Here is a 22,787-nt window from a genome sequence, read left to right as displayed (position 1 = left end):
CCAGGCCACGGCAACGGGGGCTATCAGGGGTTTCGAGCTGACCCCAGACAGCTGAGGGGCTTATCGAGGCTGAACTGACTGTGCTCCGGCGTTACACTAGCGCCCGTTCCCACTGCCGAGGCCGCTGTGATGTCCCACCTGCTCTCCATCGATTCCCTGTCCCGCGACGATATCGACCACCTGATGCGGGTGGCGGCCACCATGGAACCCATTGCCCAGCGGCGCAAGGTCACCAGGGTTCTGGAAGGCGCGGTACTCGGCAACCTGTTCTTCGAGGCCAGCACCCGCACCCGCGTCAGCTTCCACACCGCCTTCTCGCGGCTTGGCGGTAGCGTCTGTGACACCACCGGCTTTACCTTCTCGTCCATGGCCAAGGGGGAATCGCTCTACGACACCAGCCGGGTGATGGCGGGCTATTGCGACGCGATCGTGATGCGTCACCCGGATCAGGGGTCCGTGGCCGAATTCGCCAGCGCCACCCACGTACCGGTGATCAACGCAGGCGACGGTCCCGGCGAGCACCCGAGCCAGGCGCTGCTGGACTTCTACACCATCGACAAGGAGTTCAACCGTCAGGGCAAGGCGCTGAAGGGCGCTCATGTGCTGATGACCGGTGACCTGAAGTTCGGCCGTACCGTGCATTCGCTGATCAAGCTGCTGGCACTGTACGCGCCCATGCGTATCACGCTGGTGGCGCCGCCCGGGCTGGAGATGCCGCAACATCTGATCGAGCGCGTCAGCCGCCAGGGGTTGGACGTGGAAGTGCGCGACAGCCTGGCGGGCGATTTCTCCGACGTCGATGTGGTCTACACCACTCGCATCCAGAAGGAGCGCTTCACCGCCGAGATGAGCGAAGGCTTCAACCTGTCGCGGGATTTCACCGTCCATCGCGCCTTCATGGACAGCCGCTGCAACCCCTCGACCATCATCATGCACCCACTGCCCCGTGACAGCCGGCCAGAAGCCAACGACCTGGACGTGGACCTCAACGGAGACCCGCGCCTGGCGATCTTCCGTCAGACCGACAACGGCATCCCGGTGCGTATGGCGATCTTCGCGACGCTGTTGAAGGTCGAGCATCTGATCGAGCGCGACATGCGCGATGTTCCCTGGTTCGTGCCAGCCACCGTCGGGGTCGATGACGCAGCGTTCTAGGCAGATCGTCCCGGGCCGCACTTATCCGGCGGGCGCCTGAAGGAAGCGCTAGGCGCCCGCCGCGCAGCACCCCGAGCCTATGCGGTATAGGTGACGAGTTCGAGCAGCGCGCAACGCAGCGCATCGTCGGCGCCGGCATCTATGCAGTGTTTCCTGAACTCCCGCCGTGGGCGTCAGTGCCTCGCGCCTTCTCGCCGGGCCTTCCCACGCGTCCAGGCAACGCTTCGACACCATCTCCATGGCCGCCCGTCGATGGCCAACAGCCCAAGGCCGATCAGCCCCAGGCCTGCCAGATGGCGCCACTCCAGGCGCTCGTCCAGCACCCACATTCCCAGCAGAATGGCGCTGGCCGGGATCAGCAAGGTGACCAGCAGCAGGTTCGTTGCCCCCGCACGCTCCAGCAGGCGAAAGTAGATCAGATATGCCAGGGCGGTCGAGAAGAGTGCCAGGCTGACCACCGCCGTCCACGTTGCCAGCCCCGGCCAGGGTGATTGCCAGAAACGCTCTACCCCCAAGGCCAAGGGCATCAGCACCAATGCCGAGGCCGTGACCTGGCCACAGGCGGCGATCAGGGGCGGACAGCCCAGGGTGCGAAAACGGCGCCCGAAGACCCCGGCAAAGGCATAGGACAGGGCGCCAGCCAGCACCGCAAGCGCTGCCCATGAGTGGCTATCGGAACCCGCGTGAACCTCGCTGCCCAGCATATACACCACACCGGCAAAGCCAATCGCCACACCCAACAGCCGCCCTGCGCTCAGGGGCTCGTCACGGGTAAGAAAGTGCGCCACGACGAGGGTAAAAAATGGCGTGGTGGCATTGAGAATCGACGCCAAGCCACTGGCAATAACCCCCTGCCCCCAGGTAATCAGGCTGAACGGCAGCATGTTGTTGAGCAGCCCCATGCCAAAGAAGGCAGTCCAGGGGCATGCGCTGGCCTCGCAGCAGTATCAGGACGTTCAGCGCCACAGCAGCCAGGCCCACTCGCAGGGCCACGATGGTGAGCGGCCCAAGTTCCGCGACGGCCACTCCCACGAAAAAGAATGAGCCACCCCACAATATCGACAAGCCCAGCAATAGCGCCCACTCCATGGGCCCCATGGTGCGATCGATCATCTTCATTACGCGACTCCGGTCGGGACACCCTGGCAGCCTAGGCCGATGACACGGCGAGCGAACTTCGTTTATTGCTGCGAAAGTCGAGATAACGTCGAGATAGCGTCGAGGTGGGGAATAGACAGAAACGAGATAATGGTCACGCGACTCGACGCCACCTCAGAGGCCTTCCCTGCCTGGCGGTGGCGATCGGCGTGGTAGAGTGGCAGATGGGCGGGGCGGCACACGAGGTAACGGGCATGTCACGCCACCAGTGTGCAGGTGTTTTGAAAGCAAGAGGCGGAGTGTGTCAGGCGCCGTCGGGGCGCATCTTGTCCCCATGAAAATTGCCGCAGCATCTGCAGGAGCCCGCCATGAACGAGATACCCGAAGATAGTCCGCAACGCTTCGCTTCCGATGAGGCCAGATGGGCCGCGGTACTGGCCCGCGACGTCGCCGCGGTGGATGCCTTCATCTACGCCGTGCGCACCACCGGAATCTATTGCCGCCCTACTTGCCCATCGCGCCGTCCGCGCCGAGAGAACGCCGAGTTTTATGCCGATGCGGCCGCCGCCGAGCAGGCCGGGTACCGGCCCTGTCAGCGCTGCCATCCCCAGGCCGCCTCCTTGCCCCAGCGGCACGCCCAGAGTGTCGCCAGGGCCTGTCGGCTGATACAGCACGCTGACACGCTGCCATCGCTTGATGAACTGGCCCAGGTGGCGGGGCTAAGTCGTTTCCACTTCCATCGTGTCTTCACTGCCGTCACCGGGCTGACGCCCAAGGCCTACGCGGCCGCTTGCCGCAGCGAACGGGTTCGCCAAGCGCTGACTCGGCAAGACACGGTCACCGACGCGATCTATGCGGCAGGCTTCAATTCCAGCGGACGCTTCTATGCCAGTGCCGAACGTATCCTGGGCATGGCCCCGAAGCGCTACCGTGAAGGCGGCAAGGGCATGGAGATTCAGTTCGCCCTGGGAGAATGCTCACTGGGCACGATACTGGTGGCGACCAGCGACAAGGGCATCTGTGCCATTTCCTTGGGGGACGATGCGGAACAGCTCTTGCAGGCGTTTCAGGAGCAGTTCGCGAACGCCAGCCTGACCCCCGGCGACAAGCGCTTCGACGCCTGGGTGGCCAAGGTGGTGGCATTCGTCGAAGAGCCTGGTGTCGGACTGTCACTGCCGCTGGATATTCGCGGGACCGCCTTTCAGCAGCGGGTCTGGCAGGCGCTGACCGAGATTCCCCTTGGCAGCACCATCAGTTACGCCGAGTTGGCAGAGCGGATCGGCTCGCCCAAGGCGGTGCGAGCCGTGGCAAGGGCCTGCGCCTCCAACTCCCTCGCACTGGCGATTCCCTGTCACCGGGTCGTGCGCAGCGATGGAGCCCTGTCCGGCTACCGTTGGGGCGTAGACAGAAAGCGCACCCTGCTGATGCGAGAGTTGGCACAAGGAAAAGCCGCTAAGTGAACGGGAAATACGGGGCATCGAGATAGAGGAGGCCCCTCAGCGGCTGGGCAGTCCTTCCTCTTGGGCGAAGTAACCCTCAAGGATAAGGACGGCGGCGATGCCATCGACGCTCTCCTTGCGAAAATTCCCCCCATGTCCCTGCTCACGGGCGATGGCCTTGGCCTCCCGGGTGGTGCCGCGCTCGTCGAACATCTCGCACTCGACACCGTAGCGGCCAAACAGCCGCTTGCCGAATTTGCGCGCGCGGGTGCTCATCTCGCTCTCGCTGCCGTCCATGTTGAGCGGCAGCCCCACCACAAAGCGGTCGGGCTGCCACTCCTCCACCAGCGCGCTGATACGATCCCAGTCGGGAATGCCGTCCCGCGCCGGCAGCGGAGACAGCTCCCGAGCACTGCGCAAGAGCTCGTTGCCGACCGAGACACCAATACGGCGGGTGCCAAAGTCAAAGGCCAGGATCAGGCGCTCGCCCGGGGAACGCTTGGAACCGGCCATCAGCCGTGCCCGGCTTCACGGGTCATCAGGTTGAGGTCGACACCAAGGATTCCGGCACTGGCCGTCAAGCGCTGTTCCGGCGGCGTCTCGAACAGCACATGGGCGCTACCTTCCACGGTGAGCCAGGCATTCTCCATCAGCTCGTTCTCGAGCTGACCGGACTCCCAGCCAGCGCAGCCGAGGCATACCAGAAACTTCTCGGGGCCTTGGCCCTGGGCCAGTGCCTGGAGCATGTCCATGGACGTGGTCAGGGCGATGTCATCGGTGACCTGGATACTGGAGTCCCAAGGTTCGGCGGAGCCGGTATGCAGAATGAAGCCGCGATCCTTGTGAACCGGACCACCGTAATACACGGGGGCCTCGGCAATGGCGCCTTCCTCGACACTGATTTCCAGCTGCTCAAACAACGCTTCGAGGGTCAGGTCGGTAGGCTTGTTGACGATCACGCCCATGGTGCCGTTGTCATCGTGATCGCACAGATAACTCAGCGTTCCTGCGAAATTCGGGTCTTCCAGATGGGGCATGGCCATCAGGAAATGATTCTTCAAGCTTTGCATGTGTCTCCCAGGCGGTCTCGCGCGCCATCCAGATGCATGGCCGGGGAAGGGCTGTCAGCCCATATGCCCCGGCAGAATGCCCCCATTGTACCATTCGGGGGCATCGCACTCAGTGACTATCGCGCTCAGCGACAGTGGGCCAGGCAAGCGTTGTCCGACGCCACCCCGTGAGCCGAGTCAGCGCCCGGCGTGATGCGCAGCCACACGACGCTCGATGGCGTCCATCAGCAGTCCAGCGATGTCCGTGCCGCGCTGGTCATCGATCTCGCGCACGCAGGTGGGGCTGGTCACGTTGATCTCGGTGATGTAGTCACCGATCACATCCAGCCCAACGAACATCAGCCCCTTTTCCTTGATCACCGGTTTGACCTGCTCGACCAGCCAGTAGTCGCGGTCGGTGAGTTCGCGGCTGACCCCTCGGCCACCGGCGGCCAGATTGCCGCGGGTCTCGCCAGCGGAAGGGATACGGGCCAGACCGTAGGGTACGGGTTCGCCGTCCACCAGCAGGATGCGGGTATCACCGTCCTTGATCTCGGGCAGGAAGCGCTGGGCCATGATCTGGCGTTGGCCACGTTCGGTCAGGGTCTCGATGACCGCGCCAAGATTGCGGCCTTCGGGGCCGATGTGGAAGATCCCGCTGCCACCCATGCCGTCCAGCGGCTTCAGGATGACGTCGCCGTGCTCGGCCTGGAAGGCGCGGATCTCGCTGTCGCGACAGGACACCAGGGTCGGTGTACAGCACTGCGGAAATTGCTGGGCGAACAGCTTCTCGTTGCACTCGAACAGCGGCCGAGTGGGGTTGACCACCAGCACGCCTTCGCGCTCGGCGAAGGCCAGCAGGTGCACGGCGTTGAGGAAGTGGCTATCCACCGGCGGATCCTTGCGCATCAGGATCACGTCAAGCTCGGCCAGGGGGAGTGACTCGGCCTCGCCCAGGTCGTACCAGTGGGTCGGATCACGGTGTACCTGGAGCGGGCGCTGCCGGGCATACGCCCGTCCTTCCCGCAGAAACAGGTCCTCCTGCTCCATGTAGGACAGGCTCCAGCCACGATCCTGAGCGGACCATAGCATGGCGAGGCTGGTGTCTTTCTTGTAGGTCAGCTGGTCGATGGGGTCCATCACCACGCCGACGCGAAGGGGGCGATTGGTCATTCGGGCGTCGTCCGCTAGCGGTTGATGACGTCAAGTATGCCCGACACCCCCGGCGCCACCAAGGTCAGTCACTGTCGGCAACCGAGCCCGATTCCCTGGGCGCCAGCCGCACGCCGCTGTCCTCGATGACGATCAGTCGGCGCTTGTAGAGCCTGCCGATCGCCTGCTTGTAGGCATTCTTGCTGACGCCCAGGCGTGCCTTGATCTCTGCAGCCTGGCTCTTGTCGGACAGGGGAAGATATCCCCCGGCATCTCGCAACGCCTTCAGTACCTGCTCCCCCACCACGTCCAGGCGGGCCTCGCCGGGAGGCAGCAACGACAGATCCAGCCGTCCATCCTCGCGCACGCGCTTGATGTAGCCCGTCAAGCGCTGGCCGCGACGCAGCGGGCGGCTGATCTCATCATGGTACAGAAGACCCCAGCAGCGGTGATCGACCACCGCCTTGACCCCGAGCTCGGTGGTATCGGCAATGATCAACACCACCTGGTCACCGGTGCGGTGCTCGTCGCTATGATCGCTGAGGTAGCGCTCAAGCCGCTGAGAGGCCACCGGACGACCGCTGTGATCCTCGCTGACCTTGACCAGCACACGGCGCCCGACCGCGGGCGTCAGGCGCTGTTCGCTGCGGGGCAACAGCAGGTCACGCTCGTGCCCCCAATCGAGAAAGGCACCGAAGTCGGTGACCTGCACCACACGCAGGTCGGCCACCTCACCCACCATCACCTTCGGCGCGCCGTGGCCCTGGCGGGTCCGTGAGGAGGAAGAACGGCTATTGCTGGAGCGCGGGGGCGCCCCGCGATGGCGGGAATCGGACATGGGGAAGGGTTCCGCAAAAGTGTGCAGCGCCTATTATGGCGACTACCGCGGGCACATGATACCGCCCGCGGCAGACCCTACGATCAGGCAACGTCAACAATGACGCCCTTCAGTTCGGCCAGCGGGGACCCCGACGCCCCAGGCGCCGGCTGTTGGCCGACGTCTTGCGCCCCAGCGGCCGGATGGCTGCGGTCCATACCTGATCAGGGCTGTGGCCTTTCATCACGGCCCGCTGTGCGGCCAGGGCCGACTGGGTGAACGCCGTCATCTTCTCCGTGACCATGCGCACATCCTCGTTGGGCGCCACCGCCCACAGACCTCGCATACCCAGCAAGCGCATGCCCATGACCCACTGCGCTTCGACCATCATCTGGGTCATTTGCATGCCCATCAACCAATAGCCAAGGGGGGATCCCCACTGAGCGGACGACATTCCGGCAGGACGTCTTGCCATGGCGCGACTCCTTCATCATCGGGCAGAAGTACCCTTTGCAGGGTAGGCGAAAAAGCATACTTCCTTACGATAGCGGAGAATGCTCCCCTTCAGGCATCACGTTCAGGCATCAAGGCGGTAACAGCGCACCGCGTTGTCGTGGAGAATCCGCTGGCGAGCCTGGGGCGCAGCCTGGGCGATGGCCCGCTCCACCATGGCCAACCAGGTGGCGTAGCTGGCATTGAGCCCGGTCACCGGGAAATTGCTGGCAAAGATGCAGCGCTCGGGCCCGAAGATGTCGATGGCCTCGGCCAGAATGGCGATATTGGCCTGTTCATCCCAGGCCGCCATGGGACTACCCAGCTCCGACAGCTTGACCGTGACCCGCGAGTTGTCGGCCAACCGGTGCATGCCCCGCCGCCACTGGGCAAGCCCCTCGGGGGAGCGGTCCCAGGGCAGACCGGTATGGTTGAGGATCACCTCTAGTGCGGGCGTCGCTTCCAGCGCCTCGGCGGCCTCTTCCAGATGCCAGGCAGGCACACGCAGATCCCAGGACAGCGACCGCTCCTCCAGCAAGCGCAGCCCCCGGGTCCAGGCAGGATCTCTGAGCGAGCCAGGCTGGCCGACGATCTCGCCCACCTGGTCAGGCCGCGCCGCGGTCACCGGCTTGGCGCGCACGCCACGAAACAGCGGCGAGGCCATCTGCGCCTCGAGCTGCGCCTCGCAATCGGCGCTGGCAAAGTCGGCCCAGCCCACCAGCGCCACCGGCAGCCCGTGGCGCTCGGCATGCTCGGTCAACCAGGCGGTTTCCCGGGCGGGGTCGCTGCGCTCGGCCTCGGCCTCGCAGTGCACCGTGCCGACCAGGCGATAGCCTTCCGGCACCAGCGCCTTGAGGTCCGGCGCCTCGAAGGGGCGGCGAAAGGCCTGATAGTCGCCGAGGAAGAAGTGGGGATTGATCTCGTCCTCGAGCCAGGGGTAATGCACGCTGCCATCCAGCGCCCAAAAGTGATGGTGGGCGTCGATCAGATCCTGGATTGCCATGATGTCTCCTTATCCTGCGAGCCAGTAGAGCGGCACGGTGATGATCTGCGGGAAGGCCACGAACAGCAGCAGGATCACCACATAGGCCAGGGCGAAGGGCATGACGCCCGCCACCGCTTTCTCGAACTTGAGCTGGCCCACGCTGGTGATGACGTTGAGCACGTTGCCGACAGGCGGCGTGATAAGCCCGATGGCACAGTTCAGTACAAACATGATGCCGAAGTAGACCGGATCGATGCCGGCGATCTTGACGATGGGCATCAGGATCGGTGTCAGCACCAGAATGGTCGGCGTCAGGTCCATGACCATGCCAACGATCAGCACGATAGCCATGATCGCCAGCATCAGCAGCCGCGGGTTGTCGGCCAGGGGCGCCAGCAGGTCCGCCACCAGCATCGGTAGCTGGGCAATGCTGATCAGCCATGAGGCCACGCTGGCAGCGGCGATCAGGAACATCACCACGGCGGTGGAACGCGCCGCCTGGATCAGCACCTGGTACAGCTCGGACAGATTCAGCTCACGGTAGATCAAGGTCGACACGACAATGGCGTAGACCGCCGCCACCACTCCGGCCTCGGTCGGGGTGAAGATGCCGGTCTTGATGCCCCCGATGATGATCACCGGCAGCATCATCGCCCAGAAGCTCTGGCGTAATGCCTTGAGGCGCGCCTTGCCGGACGCCTTCTCAGCCACCACCAGGTCTTCCTTGCGGGTCATGAACAGCCACATCACCACCAGGGTGACGCCCATGATCAGCCCCGGCACGATACCTGCCAGAAACAGCTTGGTGATGGAGATGCTGCCCGCCACGCCGATGATGATCAGCGGAATCGACGGGGGAATGATCGGCGCGATGATGCCCCCGGCCGCCATCAGCCCCGACGAACGCCCCAGCGGGTAGCCCGCCTCGCGCATCATCGGCAGCAGCATGCTGGCCAGCGCCGCGGTATCAGCCACCGCCGAACCGGACAGGCTGGCCATGACGATAGCGGCAAAGATGGCCACAAAGCCGAGCCCGCCCTTGCGATGGCCGACCAGGCTCATCGCCAGCACCACGATGCGCTTGGACAGGCCACCCCGGGACATCACCTCGCCCGCCACCAGGAAGAACGGAATCGCCAGCAGGGTATAGCTGTCGGCGCCGTTGACCAGGTTCTGGGCCAGAATCTGGGAGTCGAACAGCCCCAGGTGGAGCATCAGCACCACCGCACTGACCAGCAGTGCGAAGGCGATCGGCAGGCTGAGACCGATGGACGCCAGCAGTGACGTCAGAAACAGACCGATGGTCATGGCAATTCCTCCCCAGAGACAGCCGGGCGGCTCAACGAGGCCGGCGCTACCAGCCGAAACAGCAGGATCACCGACATCAGCCCCCCCGCCACCAGCCCCGCCAGATAGAACACCCCCACCGGGATACCGCTGATCGGCGAGACGTTGCTCCAGTTGAGCAGGGTCTGGGCGTAGCTACCCTTGAGCAGCATCAGGCAGCAGCCCAGCATGACCAGGGTCACCAGGCGAGCCAGCACGGCCTGCAACGGCGCCGGCAGGCGGTCGCTGAAGGTGGTCACACTCAGATGCTCGTGGCGCATCAGGCAGACCACGGTGCCCAGGAAGGTCACCCAGACGAACAGGAAGCGCGACAGCTCGACGCTCATGGAGATGCCGCTGTTGAAGCCATAACGCAGCACCACGTTGGTGAATACCAGCGCGATCATGGCCACCAGCGCCAGCACCATCAGGGCATTGAGCAGACGCTCGGTAACCCGTGACAGTCGCATCAGCGACGCCCCCACGCCGTGGGCGGGCGGATCGTGTTTCACGGAGGACGGAGAGGATGGCGACATGGCGTCGACCTCCTTGCAGTCGGGGCGGACACTCCGCCCCGGAGATACCTACCTGGCGTTGGCGCCTGTTAACGGGCCTCGGCCAGGGCCTTGTCGAAGTCAGCCACGAAGTCGGCAGCCAGGGCGTCACGATGGGCCTCGATCACTGGCGCCAGGCGCTCGCCCATGGCGCGACGCTGCTCCAGCGGCACCGCGTTGACGGTCATCTTGTCGGACAGCTCTGCCAGCAGCCGGTCATTCAGCTCGCGGCTGGCCTGACGCTGATACAGAGTGGCCTCCCGCGCTGCCTCGGCGATGGCCTCGCGCTGGTCGTCGGTCAGGCCGTCGAGGAAGCTGGCCGAGCCGATCAACACCTGGGCGTCGTAGGCATGGGCGGTCTGGGACAGGTACTGCTGCACCTCGAAGAAGCGCTTGGACTCGATCACGCTATAGGGGTTTTCCTGGCCGTCGACGGTGCGCGTCTCCAGCGCGGTGAACAGCTCATTCACCGGCATCGGCACGGCGTTGGCGCCCAGGCCATTGAACATGTCGATGTACAGCTCGTTCTGCATGGTGCGGATCTTCAGGCCCTCCACATCGTCGGCGGCCTCAACCGCCCGGCGGCTGTTGGTGATATGGCGAAAGCCGTTTTCCCAGAACTCGTAGCCCACCAGGCCCTTGTCGGCGAGGCTCGCCAGCAGATCACGCCCGGCGGGGCCGTCGAGCACGGCGTCGGCATGTTCGCTGTCGTCGAACTGGAACGGCAGGCTGACGATGCTGAAATTGGGGTTGAGGCTGGCCAGGGTGGCGGTAGACGGTGCGGTGAAGGCCAGGGTGCCCGCCTGCAGCATCGAGGTCATGTTGACGTCGTTGCCGAGAATGCCGTTGCTGAAGACCTGAACCTTGATCTCGCCATCGGTCTTCTCCTCGACCAGCTCGGCGAAGCGTTTTGCCCCGAGGGTCTGGGGGTGGGTATCGGGCAGGCTGGTGCCCATACGCGCGGTGACCGCGGCCTGACTGGTACCGCCAAGACCGAGGCCGGCGACCAGCGCTGAAGCGAGCAGAATGTGCTTTGCGGATATCATGTTGGGGCTACCTTTTTCGTTATCCGTTAGGGGGTTCATTCGCCGCCCTGGGGTTGATACCAAGCTTGATACCAGGCTTGATACCAGAGTTGATGCCAGGGCCAGCGGCAGGTGTAGTCGTCAGGGGTGATCGTCAGAGATGAGCGCCAGGCGGGAATCGTCCAGGCCATAGCAGCGCACGGCGTTATCGCAGAACATCGCCAGACGCTGCTCACGGGTATAGCCCGCGCTCACCGCCTTGAAGGCATCGAACAGCTCGGCGAGATCGACAACGAGGCTGTCCACCGGGAAGTTGCTGGCGAACATGCAGCGCTCGGGGCCGAACAGCTCGATGGCGGTGTGCAACAGCTCCCGGTTGTCGGCGAGCCGCCAGGGCTGGTCCGCCAGGCCAATGCCCGAGAGCTTGAGCATGACCTGGGGATAGCCGGCGATCTTGTGCATGGCGGCGCGCCAGCCTGCCAGGGTCGCGGGACCGCGATCTCCCGGAACACCGGCATGGTTGATCACCACCGGCATGTCGGGGTGGCGCTCGAGCAGTGTCACAAGCTCGCCCAAATGCCACCAGGGCACCTGCAGCTCGAAGATCCAGCCCCGCCGCGCCAGGGCCGCCACGCCGGTCTGATAGCGCGAGCATTCCAGCGAACCGGCCAGGCCATGACCCGGCCGATAGTCTTGCCGTCGCATGCTGGTCGGCTTGTGGCGCACCCCCTTGACCAGCGGATAGTCGGACAGCGCCGCCAGCTGCTCCTCGATATCGTCACGGTCCAGCCAGGCCTGGGCCAGCATGGCATTGGGCCAGCCTGTCGCCTGATGCAGGCGCTGGATCCAGGCCGCCTCACCCACGGCCTGGTCCGGCGCCCACTCGGCCTCCATGTAGACGCACCCCAGCACTCGGTGAACGCCGGCCAGGCGCCGGTACTCCTGTGGCAGAAAGGGACGCCGAATGGCCCGGTAATCGCCGTAGCGAAACGGGATCAGCGGCTCGTCACACAGCCAGGGATGGTAATTTTGGGTCGGGTCCCAGAAATGCAGGTGCGCATCGACGATCGGCAGATCGCGATCCTCACCGCTTTCCAGAAAGCGCCGGCGCGCTACGTCAAGCTGCATGACCACTCCTCCTGCTGGGGCGCCCAGGGCTACTCGGCCTTGGCGGCGACGATGGCATCGATCAGTTCGCTGCCGTACTCGTCGGCGAAGGTCGAGCGCACCGAATCCGCCACCGCCTCGCGCATGGAATCTCGATCCGGGGATTCGACCACCTGCATGCCCTGCTCCTTGAGGAAGGCCAGGTCGTCGGCCATGCCATCCGCCAACAGGGCACGCTCGTAACTGGCAGCTTCCCGGGCGGCCTCCACCAACAGCCGGCGCTGGTCCTCGGGCAGTCCTTCGAACCTGGCCTTGTTCATCACCAGCGGGGCCGCGGTGTAGGCGTGAGCCGTCAGCGACAGGTGGTCCTGCACCTCGTAGAAGTTGGCCGAGCGAATCAGGCTGACCGGGTTCTCCTGACCGTCCACGGTGCGGGTCTCCAACGACGTGAACAGCTCAGTGAAAGGCATCGGCGTAGGGTTGGCCCCAAGCGCCTGGAAGGCCGCGATATGGGCCGGATTCGGCGTGGTGCGCAGCTTCAGCCCCTCGATGTCGGCGGCGCTTTCCACCGCCCGGCGGGAGTTGGTCAGGTTACGAAAGCCGATCTCCCAGAACGCCAGTCCGGTCATGTCGTGCTCGCCGAGCTTGTCCAGCAGCGACTGACCGACGTCGCCGTCCAGCACCCGGTAGGCATGGTCGTAGTCGTCAAACAGGAACGGCAGATCGAGCACGTTGAGTTCGCCCACCAGGCCTGTGTAGTAGGGATTGCCGGTCAGTGCGATATCGACGCTGCCGCTGCGTACCCCACTGACCAGGGCGGTGTCGCTGCCAAGCTGGCCACTGGGAAAGACACGCACTTCCAGCTCGCCATCGCTGCCCTCCTTGACCAGTTCGGCGAAGCGCTCGGCGGCCTTGTGCTGGGCATCCTGCACCGGGTGGGTGTGGGCGAAGGTCAGCGTCGCGGCAGACACCGAGGCCGCGCCAAGGACACAGCCTCCGGCCAGGGCAGCGAGCGCGGTAAAACGAAGGGTCGGAGCAAAGGCGTTCAGGGACGTTATCATTATCGTATCCTCGAGGAGGTGATAGACACCGCCACGTCATCCAGGCGCGGCGGTGATCTGCGCTATGCGCGTCGGCGTTTACAGTGCAGTGGGCCGGGTCTCGGCCTCGGGGGCTGCCTCCTCCTGAGCCAGCAGATTACGTAATGGACGGCCAAAGGCCGGCAACTCGATCTCGTAACGATCCCCCGGTGCCACCTGGATGCCGTCGGCGAAGCTCAGGGTGGCGGTACCGAAGAAATGCACGTGCACATCCCCAGGGGCGCGAAAGCCTGCGTACTTGAAGTGGTGGCGCTCCAGGTTGGCGATGCTGTGGGACATATTGGCCTCGCCGGTGAGAAACGACTTCTCCCAGCGCACCTCGCCGGCACGGGTGATACGGCTCACCCCTTCCAGATGCTCGGGCAGCTCACCGATATGCAGCTCCGGCCCGAAGCTGCACTGACGCAGCTTGGAATGGGCCAGCCACAGGTAGTTGTGGCGCTCGGTGACATGGTCGGAGAACTCGTTGCCGATGGCGAAGCCGACCCGGTAGGGGCGCCCGTCGGACCCATTGACGTACAGCCCGACCAGCTCCGGCTCCTCACCGGCATCCTCGGCAAAGGCCGGTGACGTCAGCGTAGCCTCCGGGGCCACTACCCAGCGTCCGTCCCCCTTGTAGAACCACTCGGGCTGGGCGCCGCTCTGACCCGGGCCAGGCTTGCCGCCTTCGACCCCCATCTGGAACATGCGCATGGAATCGGTCAGCTCGGCTTCGCTGGCACCCTCGATCTTGGCATGCATGGCGCTGCGGGTATCGGCGCTGCCCAGGTGGGTCAGGCCGGTACCGGTCACCAGACAGTGGGCCGGGTCCGGATGGGTCAGCGGCGGCCGCAAGCGTCCTTCGTCGACCAGTGCCTGGTAGTCGACGCTGCCCGTCTCCAGACGTGCCTCGATCACGCTGGCGAGAGACGTCCCCGTGTCGATGGCCTGCAAGGCCAGGGCATAGACCCCACCATCGATATCGATGGGGATGACCCGCTCAGGGCTATCGACCAGCGCAGCGCGCAGACGACCCTGCTCTTCGTACTGGATCACACGCATGGTCGTCTCACTCGATGATGGTGAACTGGTCGAAGTACTGTTCGTTGAGCTCGAGCCCCAGACCAGGCAGGTCGTCATCCAGATCGAGGAAGCCATTGACCGGTTCGGGATCGCCCTTGAACAGGTAATAGAACAGTTCATTGCCGATTTCGACGTCATGCACCGGGAAAAACTCTGACATCGGAGACGCCAATGTCGACATGGTCAGATGGTAGTTGTGCATCTGGCCGGCATGGGGGATGACCGGCACGCTGAACGACTCGGCGATGGCGTTGATCTTGCGCGCGGCGGTGATACCCCCGACCCGGTTGGTGTCGTACTGCACCACCGATACGGCGCGCTTCTCCAGCAGCTGGCGGAAACCGTAGTGGTTGAACTCATGCTCGCCACCGGAGATCGGAATGCTGGTCAATGCATTGAGTTCGGCGTAGCCGTCGATGTCATCTGCCAGCACCGGCTCCTCGAGCCAGCGCGGCTCGAAGCGCTCGAGCTTGGGCAGGATGCGCTTGGCATACTCCAGGTTCCAGCCCATATAGCACTCGAGCATCAGGTCGATGTCGTCGCCGATGACCTCGCGCACCGCTGCGACGCTCTTGAGGTTTTCGCGAACGCCTTCCGGGCCGTCCTTCGGGCCATAGCCAAAGCGCATCTTCATGGCCTTGAAGCCCTGGTCCAGATAGGACTGGGCCTCACGCTGCATCTCATTGAGGTCAGTGCGATAGAGCTTGGAGGCGTAACAGGGAATCTTTTCCTTGGTGCGTCCGCCAAGCAGCTTGAACACCGGCTTGCCGACCGCCTTGCCCATCAGGTCCCAGATGGCGATATCGACGCCGGAAATCGCCGCCATACCGATACCACGACGACCCCAGGCATGGGTCGAGCGATACATGCGCTGCCACAGGTACTCGTAGTCGAAGGGGTCCTGGCCAATCACCAGCGGCGCCAGATATTGATCGATGATCGCCTTGGCGATGCGCGGTGCCAGGGCCACATTGCCGAGGCCAACGAGGCCAGCGTCGGTCTCGACCTCGACCGTGGTCCAGCCGTGGAAACGGAAGGTCCCCATGGAGTCGCCCTTGTCCCACAGCTCGTCCATGGCGTTGGAGCAGAAGTGCGCCTGGGGCGCTACCGTATGACCGTTCCACTCAAAGACTCGGGTACGTACGTTTGTGATCTTCATGTCGGTTCCTGTCGCATTCTTGTCATGCCGCCCAAGCTGCCGATGCTCGTATCGCCATCACCGCTATCGGCAAGAGTTGCCGCCAAGGCCGATGGCCGGGGCTGGTTAAAAGGGCTGGTTCATAGGGCTGGTTAAAAGGGCTGGTAAATCGAGAAGCCGTCAATCAGTTGAGGCACATGGCCTTGACCAGGTTGAAGGCGTTACGAGTCGGGGTCAGGTTGGCCTTGCCCTGGCCCGCGATATCGAAGGCGGTGCCATGGGCCGGCGACCCTACCGGCACCGGCAGGCCACCGAGGATGGTCACGCCACGATCAAAGCCCAGCATCTTGATCGCGATCTGGCCCTGGTCGTGGTACATGGTGACCACCGCGTCCAGCTCGCCATCACGGGCCTTGAGAAACACCGTGTCAGCAGGGAAAGGCCCCACGATGGGGTAGCCCTTGGCGACGCATGCCTCCACCGCCGGGGCGATGATGTCGATCTCTTCACGTCCACAGGTGCCGCCTTCGCCGGCGTGGGGATTGAAGCCCGCCACCGCGACCCTGGGCGCGTCGAAGCCGGCCTTTTTCAGGGTGTCGTGAATCAGGGTGGCCGCGGCGACGATACGCTCCTCGGTGATGTAGGTGTGGGCGTCCTTGAGTGGCACATGGGACGAGATACGCGAGGTCCAAAGCGTTCCCAGGGTATTGAATTCACTGAAGAAGGTGGTCACACCCAGCTTCTCGACGAACCAGTGCAGCTCGTCCTCGTGGCCCAGCCCACCTAGCTTCATGGCGTACTTGTTGAGCGGCGCAAAGCAGATACCGTCGACCTCGCCGGCCTTGTGGGCTTCGATGCAGCGGCTCAGCACCGCCAGCACCGAGGCGCCACCCGCGGCGTTGGCCTCGGCGTAGGCGGTCTGCTCAGGCGACACCGTGTCCATCTCGAGAAACACAGGACCACGGTGATCGCGGGCCTCTTTGAAGCTCTCCACCTCGGGCAGTTCGAGGTTCACCCCAGCCACGCGCTGGCCTTCCTGCCATAGCCAGCGGTCGCCAATCAGCACGGTATGGCAGCCCTGGGTGGCCTCGCCCTCGGCCAACAGCTTGGCCACCAGTTCCGGGCCGATACCGCCAGGGTCACCGAGGGTCAGCGCGATCAGGGGAGTCTTCTGGGTCATGTCGTTATTCCTTGTTCGATTGTCTGTAGCGCCAGTGAGGCGGAAGTTCGAAAGCGTCAGCCGTAGAAGGCATGCACCAGGCTCATGGGGATCGCCGGCACGTAGGTGACCAGCATCAGCACCACGAACAGCACGAAGATCATCGGCAGGTTGACCTTGGTCACCTCCCACATGTCGGTCTTGGCGATCGAGCAGGAGGTCGCCAGCACCGAGGCCACCGGCGGCGTCTGCTGGCCGATGGCCAGGTTGAGCGTCAGGATCAGGCCGAAGTGAATCGGGTCGATGCCGATCTGCTGGACCAGCGGCATCACGATGGGCACCACCAGAATGATCGCGGCGGCCCCGTGCAGGAACATGCCGAGCAGCAGCAGCAGGATGTTGAGCAACGCCAGTACCGCAACCGGGTCGCTGGTAATGGCGGTAATCTGGCGCGCCAGCTCCTGGGGCAGCTGCATTTCAGTGAGAAACAGCCCCAGCACCGCGGAGGTCGCCACCAGCAGCATCACCACCGCGGTCTGGATCACGCCTTCGATCACCGCGCGGTAGAGAATCTTGAGATTGAGCTCGCGGTAGACCAGGCCACCGATGACCAGCGCGGCCAGCACCGCGATACCTGCTCCCTCGGTGGCGGTGACAAAGCCGCCGAAGATGCCGCCGAGGATGATCACCGGCAGGGTCAGCGCCCAGAAGGCGTCCTTGAACGCCTTGCCCAGGCGCGACAGCGAAAACGCCTCTTCGCGGGGCAGGTCGTACTTCACCGCGTAGTAGTAGCAGGCCATGGCCAGACCGACGCCGCCCAGGATGCCGGGAATGATGCCGGCCACGAACAGCTTGACGATGGAGGTGTCGGCGATGGCGCCGTACAGGATCATCGACAGCGACGGCGGAATGATGATCGCCAGCGACGCCGAGGATGAGGTGATGGCCGCAGAGAAGTTGGCGTTGTACTTGCGCCGCTTCATCTCGGGAATCAACACCGAACCGGTGGCCGCCACGTCAGCCACGGCGGACCCCGAGATTTCGGCGAAGAACATCGACACCCCAACGTTGACCATGGCCAGGCCGCCACGGACGAAGCCGACCATGGCGGAGACAAGGTTGATCAGGCGCAGCGAGATGCCGGAGGTATTCATCAGGGCGCCGGCAAAGATAAACAGCGGAATGGCGATCAGCGGAAACTTGGTGGCGCCGTTGAACAGCGTCAATGGCACATTGACCAGGGAATCGACGCCCATGAAGACGGCCACCCCGACCACGCCCACGGTGCCGATGGCCACCGCGATGGGCACATTGATCAGTACCAACGCGAACAGCGCGGCGATCACGATCAAAAGCGTCATGAGCGGTGCTCCTTCAAGTCTTGCTCGGCGATGCGGATCGCCTCTTCGATGGCTTCCTCTTCGCTGTCGATACCGGCACGCACCTTGTTCCACGCCACCGGTAGGCTCAGCAGTTCACACAGGATGAACAGCGCCGCGCTGATCGGAATCACCGACTGGGTCACATCCAGCCCGATCGACGGCAACGCCACCAGGCTGTCCCAGGCCAGGATCGGCAGCACCAGGTAGCCGTAGTAGCCCACCGCCAGAAAGAAGCCGACAACGATGATCTCGGAAAGCACAAACAGACTGCTGCGAAGGCCAGGGCTGGCCTTGGCGACAAGACCGGGAAAGCCCATGTGGGCACGCTTGAGCGCGGCCAGACAGGCGCCGTAGAAGCTCAACCAGGCCAGGTTGATGGAGGCCACCTCGTCGTACCAGGGCAGGTTGCCGCCAAAGGTACGCAGTGCCACGGCGACCAGCACGATGGTCGTCAGTGTCAGCAGCAAGGTGACGGTAAAGCACTCCAGCAGGCGTTCCAGCCACAGGCGTGCCGTGTCGAGCGGCGTCATGGTCTCGATCTCCAGCAGGGATATATGGGCAGCGGGTATAGCAACAAAAGAGAAAGGACAGTAGCCACCAGGGATGCCATGGCGACGTCCCTGGTGGCACCCGGCCAGTTATTCGCCGGCCAGGCCCAGCGCCCGATCGATCAGCGCCTGGCCGCCGTCCACCTGACTGGCAAAGGCCTCATAGACCGGTGTACTGGCTTCCACGAAAGCGCCGCGGTCGACCATATTGACCTGCATGCCGGCCTCCTCCAGCACCGACACCAGCTCGCCGTCCAGCGCTTCACCCTTGGCCAGCGCCCACCCCTGGGTTTCCACGGCCACCTCCTGGATGGCGCTGCGCACGTCCTCAGGCAGTTTTTCCCAGCCGCCCTTGCCGGCGGTCAGCCAGATCGGCGAATAGACGTGGTTGGACAGCGACAGATAGTCCTGTACTTCCTGGAACTTGGCGCCGTCGATATTGGACAGCGGGTTCTCCTGACCATCGACGACGCCGGTCTGCAGCGCCACGAACACCTCGGAGAAGGCCATCGGCGTGGGATTGGCCCCCCAGGTCTCGAACATGCGGGTACGCCACTCGCTCTGGGGGGTACGCAGCTTCAGGCCATCCAGGTCCTCCGGCACATTGACCGGACGCTCATTGTTGGTGATCTGGCGAAACCCGTTCTCCCAGGTCGAAACGATCTCAAGCCCCTGGTCACGAGCATCCTCGGCCAGGTCGGTCATGACGATGTCTTGATCCACGGCCACCAGGTGCTGGCGATCCTTGACCAGAAACGGCAGATCGAACAGCGCGAAGCTCGGCGCCACCGACGACATGATCGATGAGATGGCGGCCAGGTCGACGGTACCAAGACGCAGCTTCTGGATCAGTTGGCGTTCATCGCCGATCTGACCACTGTGGTAGTACTCCACCTGGTGGGCGTCGCCCAGGCGCTCCTGCAGCGCGTCGGCGAAGTACTGGGAGGTCTGGCCTTGCAAGCTGCCGGGCGCGCCACCGATGGCGAAGACGATCTTGTCAGCCTGGGCAACGGTGGACGCCAGGGCCAGCGTCAGAGCGGAGAGAGCGAGCGTGCACTTGTTCATGGGATGCTCCTGAGCGTTGGTATCGTTGTTATGTCGATATGATTGTTATTGGGAGTGCCGGTCATGGCCGCTGGAGTCGCCTGCTGGCCCCCGCCATGGCGAGGCTCCGCTGCCATCTGGTCTAGTGGTTGGATTACCAGACCAGTTGAAACGAAATCTAGGCGTGACGTTCCAGACCAGTCAACTGATTTGGCGTAAAACTAGACCTTTGTCTAGCAGATAGTCGCAACGAACAAGAGATACGTTTCCGTCGAGATTGATCTGGTCTAACATGCAGACCAGAAAGCCGTGGAAAGCGCGAGACCCGCGCCAGCCCGACGACAGCCAATGCCATCGCGGCATCATCCACTACCGAAACGAACGACAGAGCCGACGGCGGATACCGCGCTGGAGGTTGCCGGACGACGTCGACGCATGAGAGGGACCACGCCATGGAAAGCTCGGCCTTTGCCTTCGAGAAGACCCTGAAGAACAAGACAAAAAAAGACATCCTGGCGGACAAGCTGGTGGGCATGATCCTGGATGGCCTGCTGCGAGACGGCGATGTGATGCCAAGTGAGCGAGACCTGGCGCAGCTGTTCGGGGTCAGCCGTGAAACCGTGCGCGGCGCCATGTCGCTGGTCAGCGGCTATGGCCTGATCAGCGTCTCCCACGGCGCCAAGACGCGAGTGTGTGCCACCGACCGGGACCTGGAGGCCTATCGGCGCCAGCACGGGTTCGATGAGGGGCATGCCGTCAACCGTCATGATGTCGACAGCGTATTTGAAAGCCGTATCGTGGTGGAGGCAGCGATTGCCCGCAAGGCCGCCATGAATATTGACGACGATGGCCTCATGCGCCTTGAGCGCCTGCTGCACGCCCAGGCCGACATGTTCGATTCGCCGGTGCCTTTCCAGCTATCGGACCAGAACTTTCACAAGCTGATCTCGGAGTACGCCCGCAACGAGATCCTCGCCGGCTACAGCGAGGAACTCTACGCCTACGGCCTCAATGTGCGCCGCCAGGTGATGATCGAACCCGGCGCCATCGAACGCAGCTACCGGGAACACTGCCATATCCTCGACGCCTTGAAGCGTCGCGACCCCGACGCCGCCGAGCGCGCCATGCTGGCCCACCTGGACAGCGTCTACCGCACCACCCGGGCCAAGCTGGGGCAGGAGGCGTAAGCGGCCTCCAACACGGTACAGGCCCACAACGAGCAAGCCCGGCGCATTGGCCGGGCTTGCTGACAAGCGTCAAGCTGAAAAGTCAGCAAGCGCTCACATATCCCCAAACCTCGATTGAAGCAGGGTCAATGCCACCACCGGGGCGGTTTCGGTGCGCAGGATGCGTGGTCCCAGGGTCAGGGCAGCGAACCCCTTGGCGCTCGCTGCCTCAACCTCGGCGAGGGACAGGCCACCTTCCGGGCCGATCAGCACACAGGCGCGGTCGACGGCGTCAACGCGATCGAGGACCCCAGGCGTACCGGGGTGCAGCACCAGTTTCAGCGGCTCATCGCGCTGGCCAAGCCAGTGCTCCAGTGTCTGAGGCTCATGTACCGGGGGCACCGTGGCCCGCCCGCACTGCTCACAGGCACTGACCGCCACGGCTTGCCAATGCGCCAGCTTCTTGGCCTCGCGCTCCCCCTTCAGACGCACGTCACCGTGCTCGGTGTACAACGGCGTGATCGCCGCTGCTCCAAGCTCGACCGCCTTCTGGATGGCGTAGTCCATGCGATCCCCCTTGGAGATCGCCTGGCCAAGGTGAACCGACAGGGGCGACTCGCCCCTACCGTCTCTTACCTCACGTATGTGAACGCTTACTTTCTTTCGGTCGGCCTCAGCGATGCTGGCGCAAGCCTCCTGGCCTCGGCCATCGAACAGCACCAGCGAATCGCCTGGCTTGAGCCGCAGTACGCGCCCCACATGTCGCGCGGCTCCTTCGGGCAGAACGACGTCGCCGCCAGCGACAAGCGCGGCGGCGACGTGAATGCGGGGGCCCCGGAAGGCGATATCGCTCATCAGTGAGCGGTCGGCGCCTGTTCGCCCTGAGCCGCACCTTGCTGCTCGGCTTCGCGACGCTTCTTCTGGGCGTACAGTGCTTCGAAGTTGACCGGCGCCAGCATCAGCGGCGGGAAACCACCGCGGTTGACCAGGCTGTCGACACACTCGCGAGCATACGGGAACAGCACGTTGGGGCAGAAAGCACCCAGGGTGTGGTCCAGCTGGTCGCCTTCGATACCCGTGATGCGGAACAGGCCAGCCTGCTCGATCTCGGCGAGGAAGCAGGTGGTGCCGCTCTCGCTGTGGGTCACCTGGGCGGTCACCTTGATCACTACCTCGTACAGACCCTCGCTGACCTTGGCGCTGCGCGTGTCCAGGTCCAGTCCGACCTTCGGCTTGAACGGCTGGCCAAAGACGCCTGGGGAGTTGGGCGCTTCGAAGGAGATGTCCTTAACGTAGATGCGCTGCAGAGAAAACTGCACCTGCGGCTTTTCCTGATCCTGCTGACCGGCGGCCTGGGCACCGGCGTTCTGGTTGTTGTCATCTGCCATGGTAAAAATCCTTGAAACGGGTAATCAGAAATCAGTGCGGGCGATCATTTCTTGACGATGGGCAGGTTATCGGTCTGCCACTGGGTCATGCCACCCTTGAGCTTGAACACACGCTCGAAACCGGCTTTTTTCAGCTTGGCCGCTACGGCACCAGAGCTCTGGCCATGCTTGCACACCACCACGATGGGCGATGACTTGACCTTGTCGAGCTCGTTAAGGCGATTGTCGAGGTTGCTCTGGGGGATATTGCGCGCACCGGCAATATGCCCTGCCTTGAAGTCGTTCTTGTCGCGCACGTCGAGGATCACGGCGTCCTCGCGGTTGACCATCTGAGTGGCCTCACTGGTCGTGACGCCACCGGCATTGGCATTGCGCAGCTCATACAGCAGCCAGGCCGTCAGCACGGCCAGGAAGGCCGCCACCAGCAGCGGATGGTTCTGCACAAATTCGAACAGCTGATCGATCATGGGCTCGGCTAACTCTTGTCGGATGCAAAGATGGTGAAGGCCTGGGGCGCAGGATCAAGGCGCGGGGTCAGACACCACCTGCGAAGCGCTCGATCACCGCCAGGGAAGCACGCCAGCATAGCCTGCGTCTCCCC

At 63.8% G+C, this 22,787-nt stretch carries 25 protein-coding genes; 4 read left to right on the top strand and 21 right to left on the bottom strand.

The window, feature by feature from the left end; translation table 11 throughout:
* Positions 1–126: 126 nt before the first annotated feature.
* Positions 127–1,155: an aspartate carbamoyltransferase gene (gene pyrB, locus KUV72_RS07790; RefSeq protein WP_206942159.1), complete on the top strand. Its 1,029-nt coding sequence runs from the start codon at positions 127–129 to the stop codon at positions 1,153–1,155.
* Positions 1,156–1,328: 173 nt separating this feature from the next.
* Here pyrB and KUV72_RS07785 read toward each other — a convergent pair whose 3' ends face one another.
* Positions 1,329–2,057 (bottom strand): DMT family transporter, encoded by a 729-nt coding sequence (locus tag KUV72_RS07785; RefSeq protein ID WP_222237941.1) that lies wholly within the window; start codon positions 2,055–2,057, stop codon positions 1,329–1,331.
* Here KUV72_RS07785 and KUV72_RS07780 point away from each other — a divergent pair.
* Positions 2,056–2,199, top strand: a complete 144-nt coding sequence (locus KUV72_RS07780; RefSeq protein WP_222237940.1) for a hypothetical protein — start codon at positions 2,056–2,058, stop codon at positions 2,197–2,199. The two genes, KUV72_RS07785 and KUV72_RS07780, sit on opposite strands and share 2 nt — an antisense overlap.
* Before the next feature lie 422 nt (positions 2,200–2,621).
* Positions 2,622–3,713 (top strand): bifunctional DNA-binding transcriptional regulator/O6-methylguanine-DNA methyltransferase Ada, encoded by a 1,092-nt coding sequence (ada, locus tag KUV72_RS07775; RefSeq protein ID WP_222237939.1) that lies wholly within the window; start codon positions 2,622–2,624, stop codon positions 3,711–3,713.
* Positions 3,714–3,749: 36 nt separating this feature from the next.
* Here the strand turns inward: ada and ruvX are convergent, their stop codons facing one another.
* The 17 genes from ruvX to KUV72_RS07690 all read right to left on the bottom strand — a co-directional run bounded on the left by ruvX (position 3,750) and on the right by KUV72_RS07690 (position 19,653).
* A complete protein-coding gene (ruvX, locus tag KUV72_RS07770) occupies positions 3,750–4,205 on the bottom strand; it encodes a Holliday junction resolvase RuvX (protein WP_222237938.1) in 456 nt (151 codons plus the stop codon).
* Positions 4,205–4,762, bottom strand: coding sequence for a YqgE/AlgH family protein (locus KUV72_RS07765; RefSeq protein WP_206942153.1), 558 nt, complete (start codon positions 4,760–4,762; stop codon positions 4,205–4,207). Before KUV72_RS07765 ends, ruvX begins: the two co-directional genes overlap by 1 nt.
* Before the next feature lie 177 nt (positions 4,763–4,939).
* Positions 4,940–5,914: a glutathione synthase gene (gene gshB / locus KUV72_RS07760; RefSeq protein WP_206942152.1), complete on the bottom strand. Its 975-nt coding sequence runs from the start codon at positions 5,912–5,914 to the stop codon at positions 4,940–4,942.
* A gap of 64 nt (positions 5,915–5,978) precedes the next feature.
* Positions 5,979–6,731, bottom strand: coding sequence for a S1 RNA-binding domain-containing protein (locus KUV72_RS07755; protein WP_206942151.1), 753 nt, complete (start codon positions 6,729–6,731; stop codon positions 5,979–5,981).
* 109 nt (positions 6,732–6,840) lie between these two features.
* The gene (locus KUV72_RS07750; protein WP_206942150.1) at positions 6,841–7,185 is read right to left on the bottom strand and encodes a hypothetical protein; all 345 of its coding nucleotides are present in this window, start codon (positions 7,183–7,185) and stop codon (positions 6,841–6,843) included.
* A 102-nt stretch (positions 7,186–7,287) separates the two neighbouring features.
* Entirely contained in the window at positions 7,288–8,205 is a 918-nt protein-coding gene (locus tag KUV72_RS07745) for an amidohydrolase family protein (RefSeq protein ID WP_222237937.1), read from the bottom strand.
* Positions 8,206–8,214: 9 nt separating this feature from the next.
* Entirely contained in the window at positions 8,215–9,495 is a 1,281-nt protein-coding gene (locus tag KUV72_RS07740; RefSeq protein ID WP_222237936.1) for a TRAP transporter large permease subunit, read from the bottom strand.
* The gene (locus KUV72_RS07735; protein ID WP_222237935.1) at positions 9,492–10,049 is read right to left on the bottom strand and encodes a TRAP transporter small permease; all 558 of its coding nucleotides are present in this window, start codon (positions 10,047–10,049) and stop codon (positions 9,492–9,494) included. The genes KUV72_RS07740 and KUV72_RS07735 overlap by 4 nt, the downstream gene beginning before the upstream one ends.
* 68 nt (positions 10,050–10,117) lie before the next feature.
* Positions 10,118–11,113: a TRAP transporter substrate-binding protein gene (locus KUV72_RS07730; RefSeq protein WP_222237934.1), complete on the bottom strand. Its 996-nt coding sequence runs from the start codon at positions 11,111–11,113 to the stop codon at positions 10,118–10,120.
* A 120-nt stretch (positions 11,114–11,233) separates the two neighbouring features.
* Positions 11,234–12,220: an amidohydrolase family protein gene (locus tag KUV72_RS07725; protein ID WP_222237933.1), complete on the bottom strand. Its 987-nt coding sequence runs from the start codon at positions 12,218–12,220 to the stop codon at positions 11,234–11,236.
* A 29-nt stretch (positions 12,221–12,249) separates the two neighbouring features.
* Positions 12,250–13,260, bottom strand: coding sequence for a TRAP transporter substrate-binding protein (locus KUV72_RS07720; RefSeq protein WP_222237932.1), 1,011 nt, complete (start codon positions 13,258–13,260; stop codon positions 12,250–12,252).
* Between the two features lie 78 nt (positions 13,261–13,338).
* Positions 13,339–14,340 carry an AraD1 family protein gene (gene araD1, locus KUV72_RS07715; RefSeq protein WP_222237931.1) on the bottom strand — a complete coding sequence of 334 codons (1,002 nt, stop codon included), beginning with the start codon at positions 14,338–14,340 and terminating at the stop codon, positions 13,339–13,341.
* Between the two features lie 7 nt (positions 14,341–14,347).
* Positions 14,348–15,520: an L-rhamnonate dehydratase gene (locus tag KUV72_RS07710; protein WP_222162244.1), complete on the bottom strand. Its 1,173-nt coding sequence runs from the start codon at positions 15,518–15,520 to the stop codon at positions 14,348–14,350.
* A 163-nt stretch (positions 15,521–15,683) separates the two neighbouring features.
* Positions 15,684–16,679: a 4-hydroxythreonine-4-phosphate dehydrogenase PdxA gene (locus KUV72_RS07705; protein ID WP_222237930.1), complete on the bottom strand. Its 996-nt coding sequence runs from the start codon at positions 16,677–16,679 to the stop codon at positions 15,684–15,686.
* Positions 16,680–16,735: 56 nt separating this feature from the next.
* Positions 16,736–18,019 (bottom strand): TRAP transporter large permease, encoded by a 1,284-nt coding sequence (locus KUV72_RS07700; protein ID WP_222237929.1) that lies wholly within the window; start codon positions 18,017–18,019, stop codon positions 16,736–16,738.
* Positions 18,016–18,570 carry a TRAP transporter small permease gene (locus KUV72_RS07695; protein WP_222237928.1) on the bottom strand — a complete coding sequence of 185 codons (555 nt, stop codon included), beginning with the start codon at positions 18,568–18,570 and terminating at the stop codon, positions 18,016–18,018. Before KUV72_RS07695 ends, KUV72_RS07700 begins: the two co-directional genes overlap by 4 nt.
* A gap of 108 nt (positions 18,571–18,678) precedes the next feature.
* Entirely contained in the window at positions 18,679–19,653 is a 975-nt protein-coding gene (locus tag KUV72_RS07690; RefSeq protein ID WP_222237927.1) for a TRAP transporter substrate-binding protein, read from the bottom strand.
* 431 nt (positions 19,654–20,084) lie between these two features.
* Between KUV72_RS07690 and KUV72_RS07685 the strand changes: the two genes are divergently transcribed.
* Positions 20,085–20,819, top strand: coding sequence for a FadR/GntR family transcriptional regulator (locus tag KUV72_RS07685; protein WP_222162249.1), 735 nt, complete (start codon positions 20,085–20,087; stop codon positions 20,817–20,819).
* 93 nt (positions 20,820–20,912) lie between these two features.
* Here the strand turns inward: KUV72_RS07685 and KUV72_RS07680 are convergent, their stop codons facing one another.
* From KUV72_RS07680 to KUV72_RS07670, 3 genes are read right to left on the bottom strand one after another with little or no spacing between them, the layout of a single operon-like run.
* Positions 20,913–21,653, bottom strand: a complete 741-nt coding sequence (locus KUV72_RS07680) for a 16S rRNA (uracil(1498)-N(3))-methyltransferase (RefSeq protein WP_222237926.1) — start codon at positions 21,651–21,653, stop codon at positions 20,913–20,915.
* Entirely contained in the window at positions 21,653–22,186 is a 534-nt protein-coding gene (secB, locus tag KUV72_RS07675; protein WP_206942134.1) for a protein-export chaperone SecB, read from the bottom strand. Before secB ends, KUV72_RS07680 begins: the two co-directional genes overlap by 1 nt.
* A 44-nt stretch (positions 22,187–22,230) precedes the next feature.
* Complete coding sequence (locus KUV72_RS07670; protein ID WP_206942132.1) at positions 22,231–22,653, bottom strand: rhodanese-like domain-containing protein; 423 nt, start codon at positions 22,651–22,653, stop codon at positions 22,231–22,233.
* Between the last annotated feature and the right edge of the window lie 134 nt (positions 22,654–22,787).

The organism is Halomonas sp. DP4Y7-1, from assembly GCF_019800705.1.
Taxonomy (GTDB): Bacteria; Pseudomonadota; Gammaproteobacteria; order Pseudomonadales; family Halomonadaceae; genus Halomonas; species Halomonas litopenaei_A.
The sequence above is the reverse complement of the archived record's forward strand: the minus strand, read 5'-3'. Positions and strand labels throughout refer to the sequence as shown.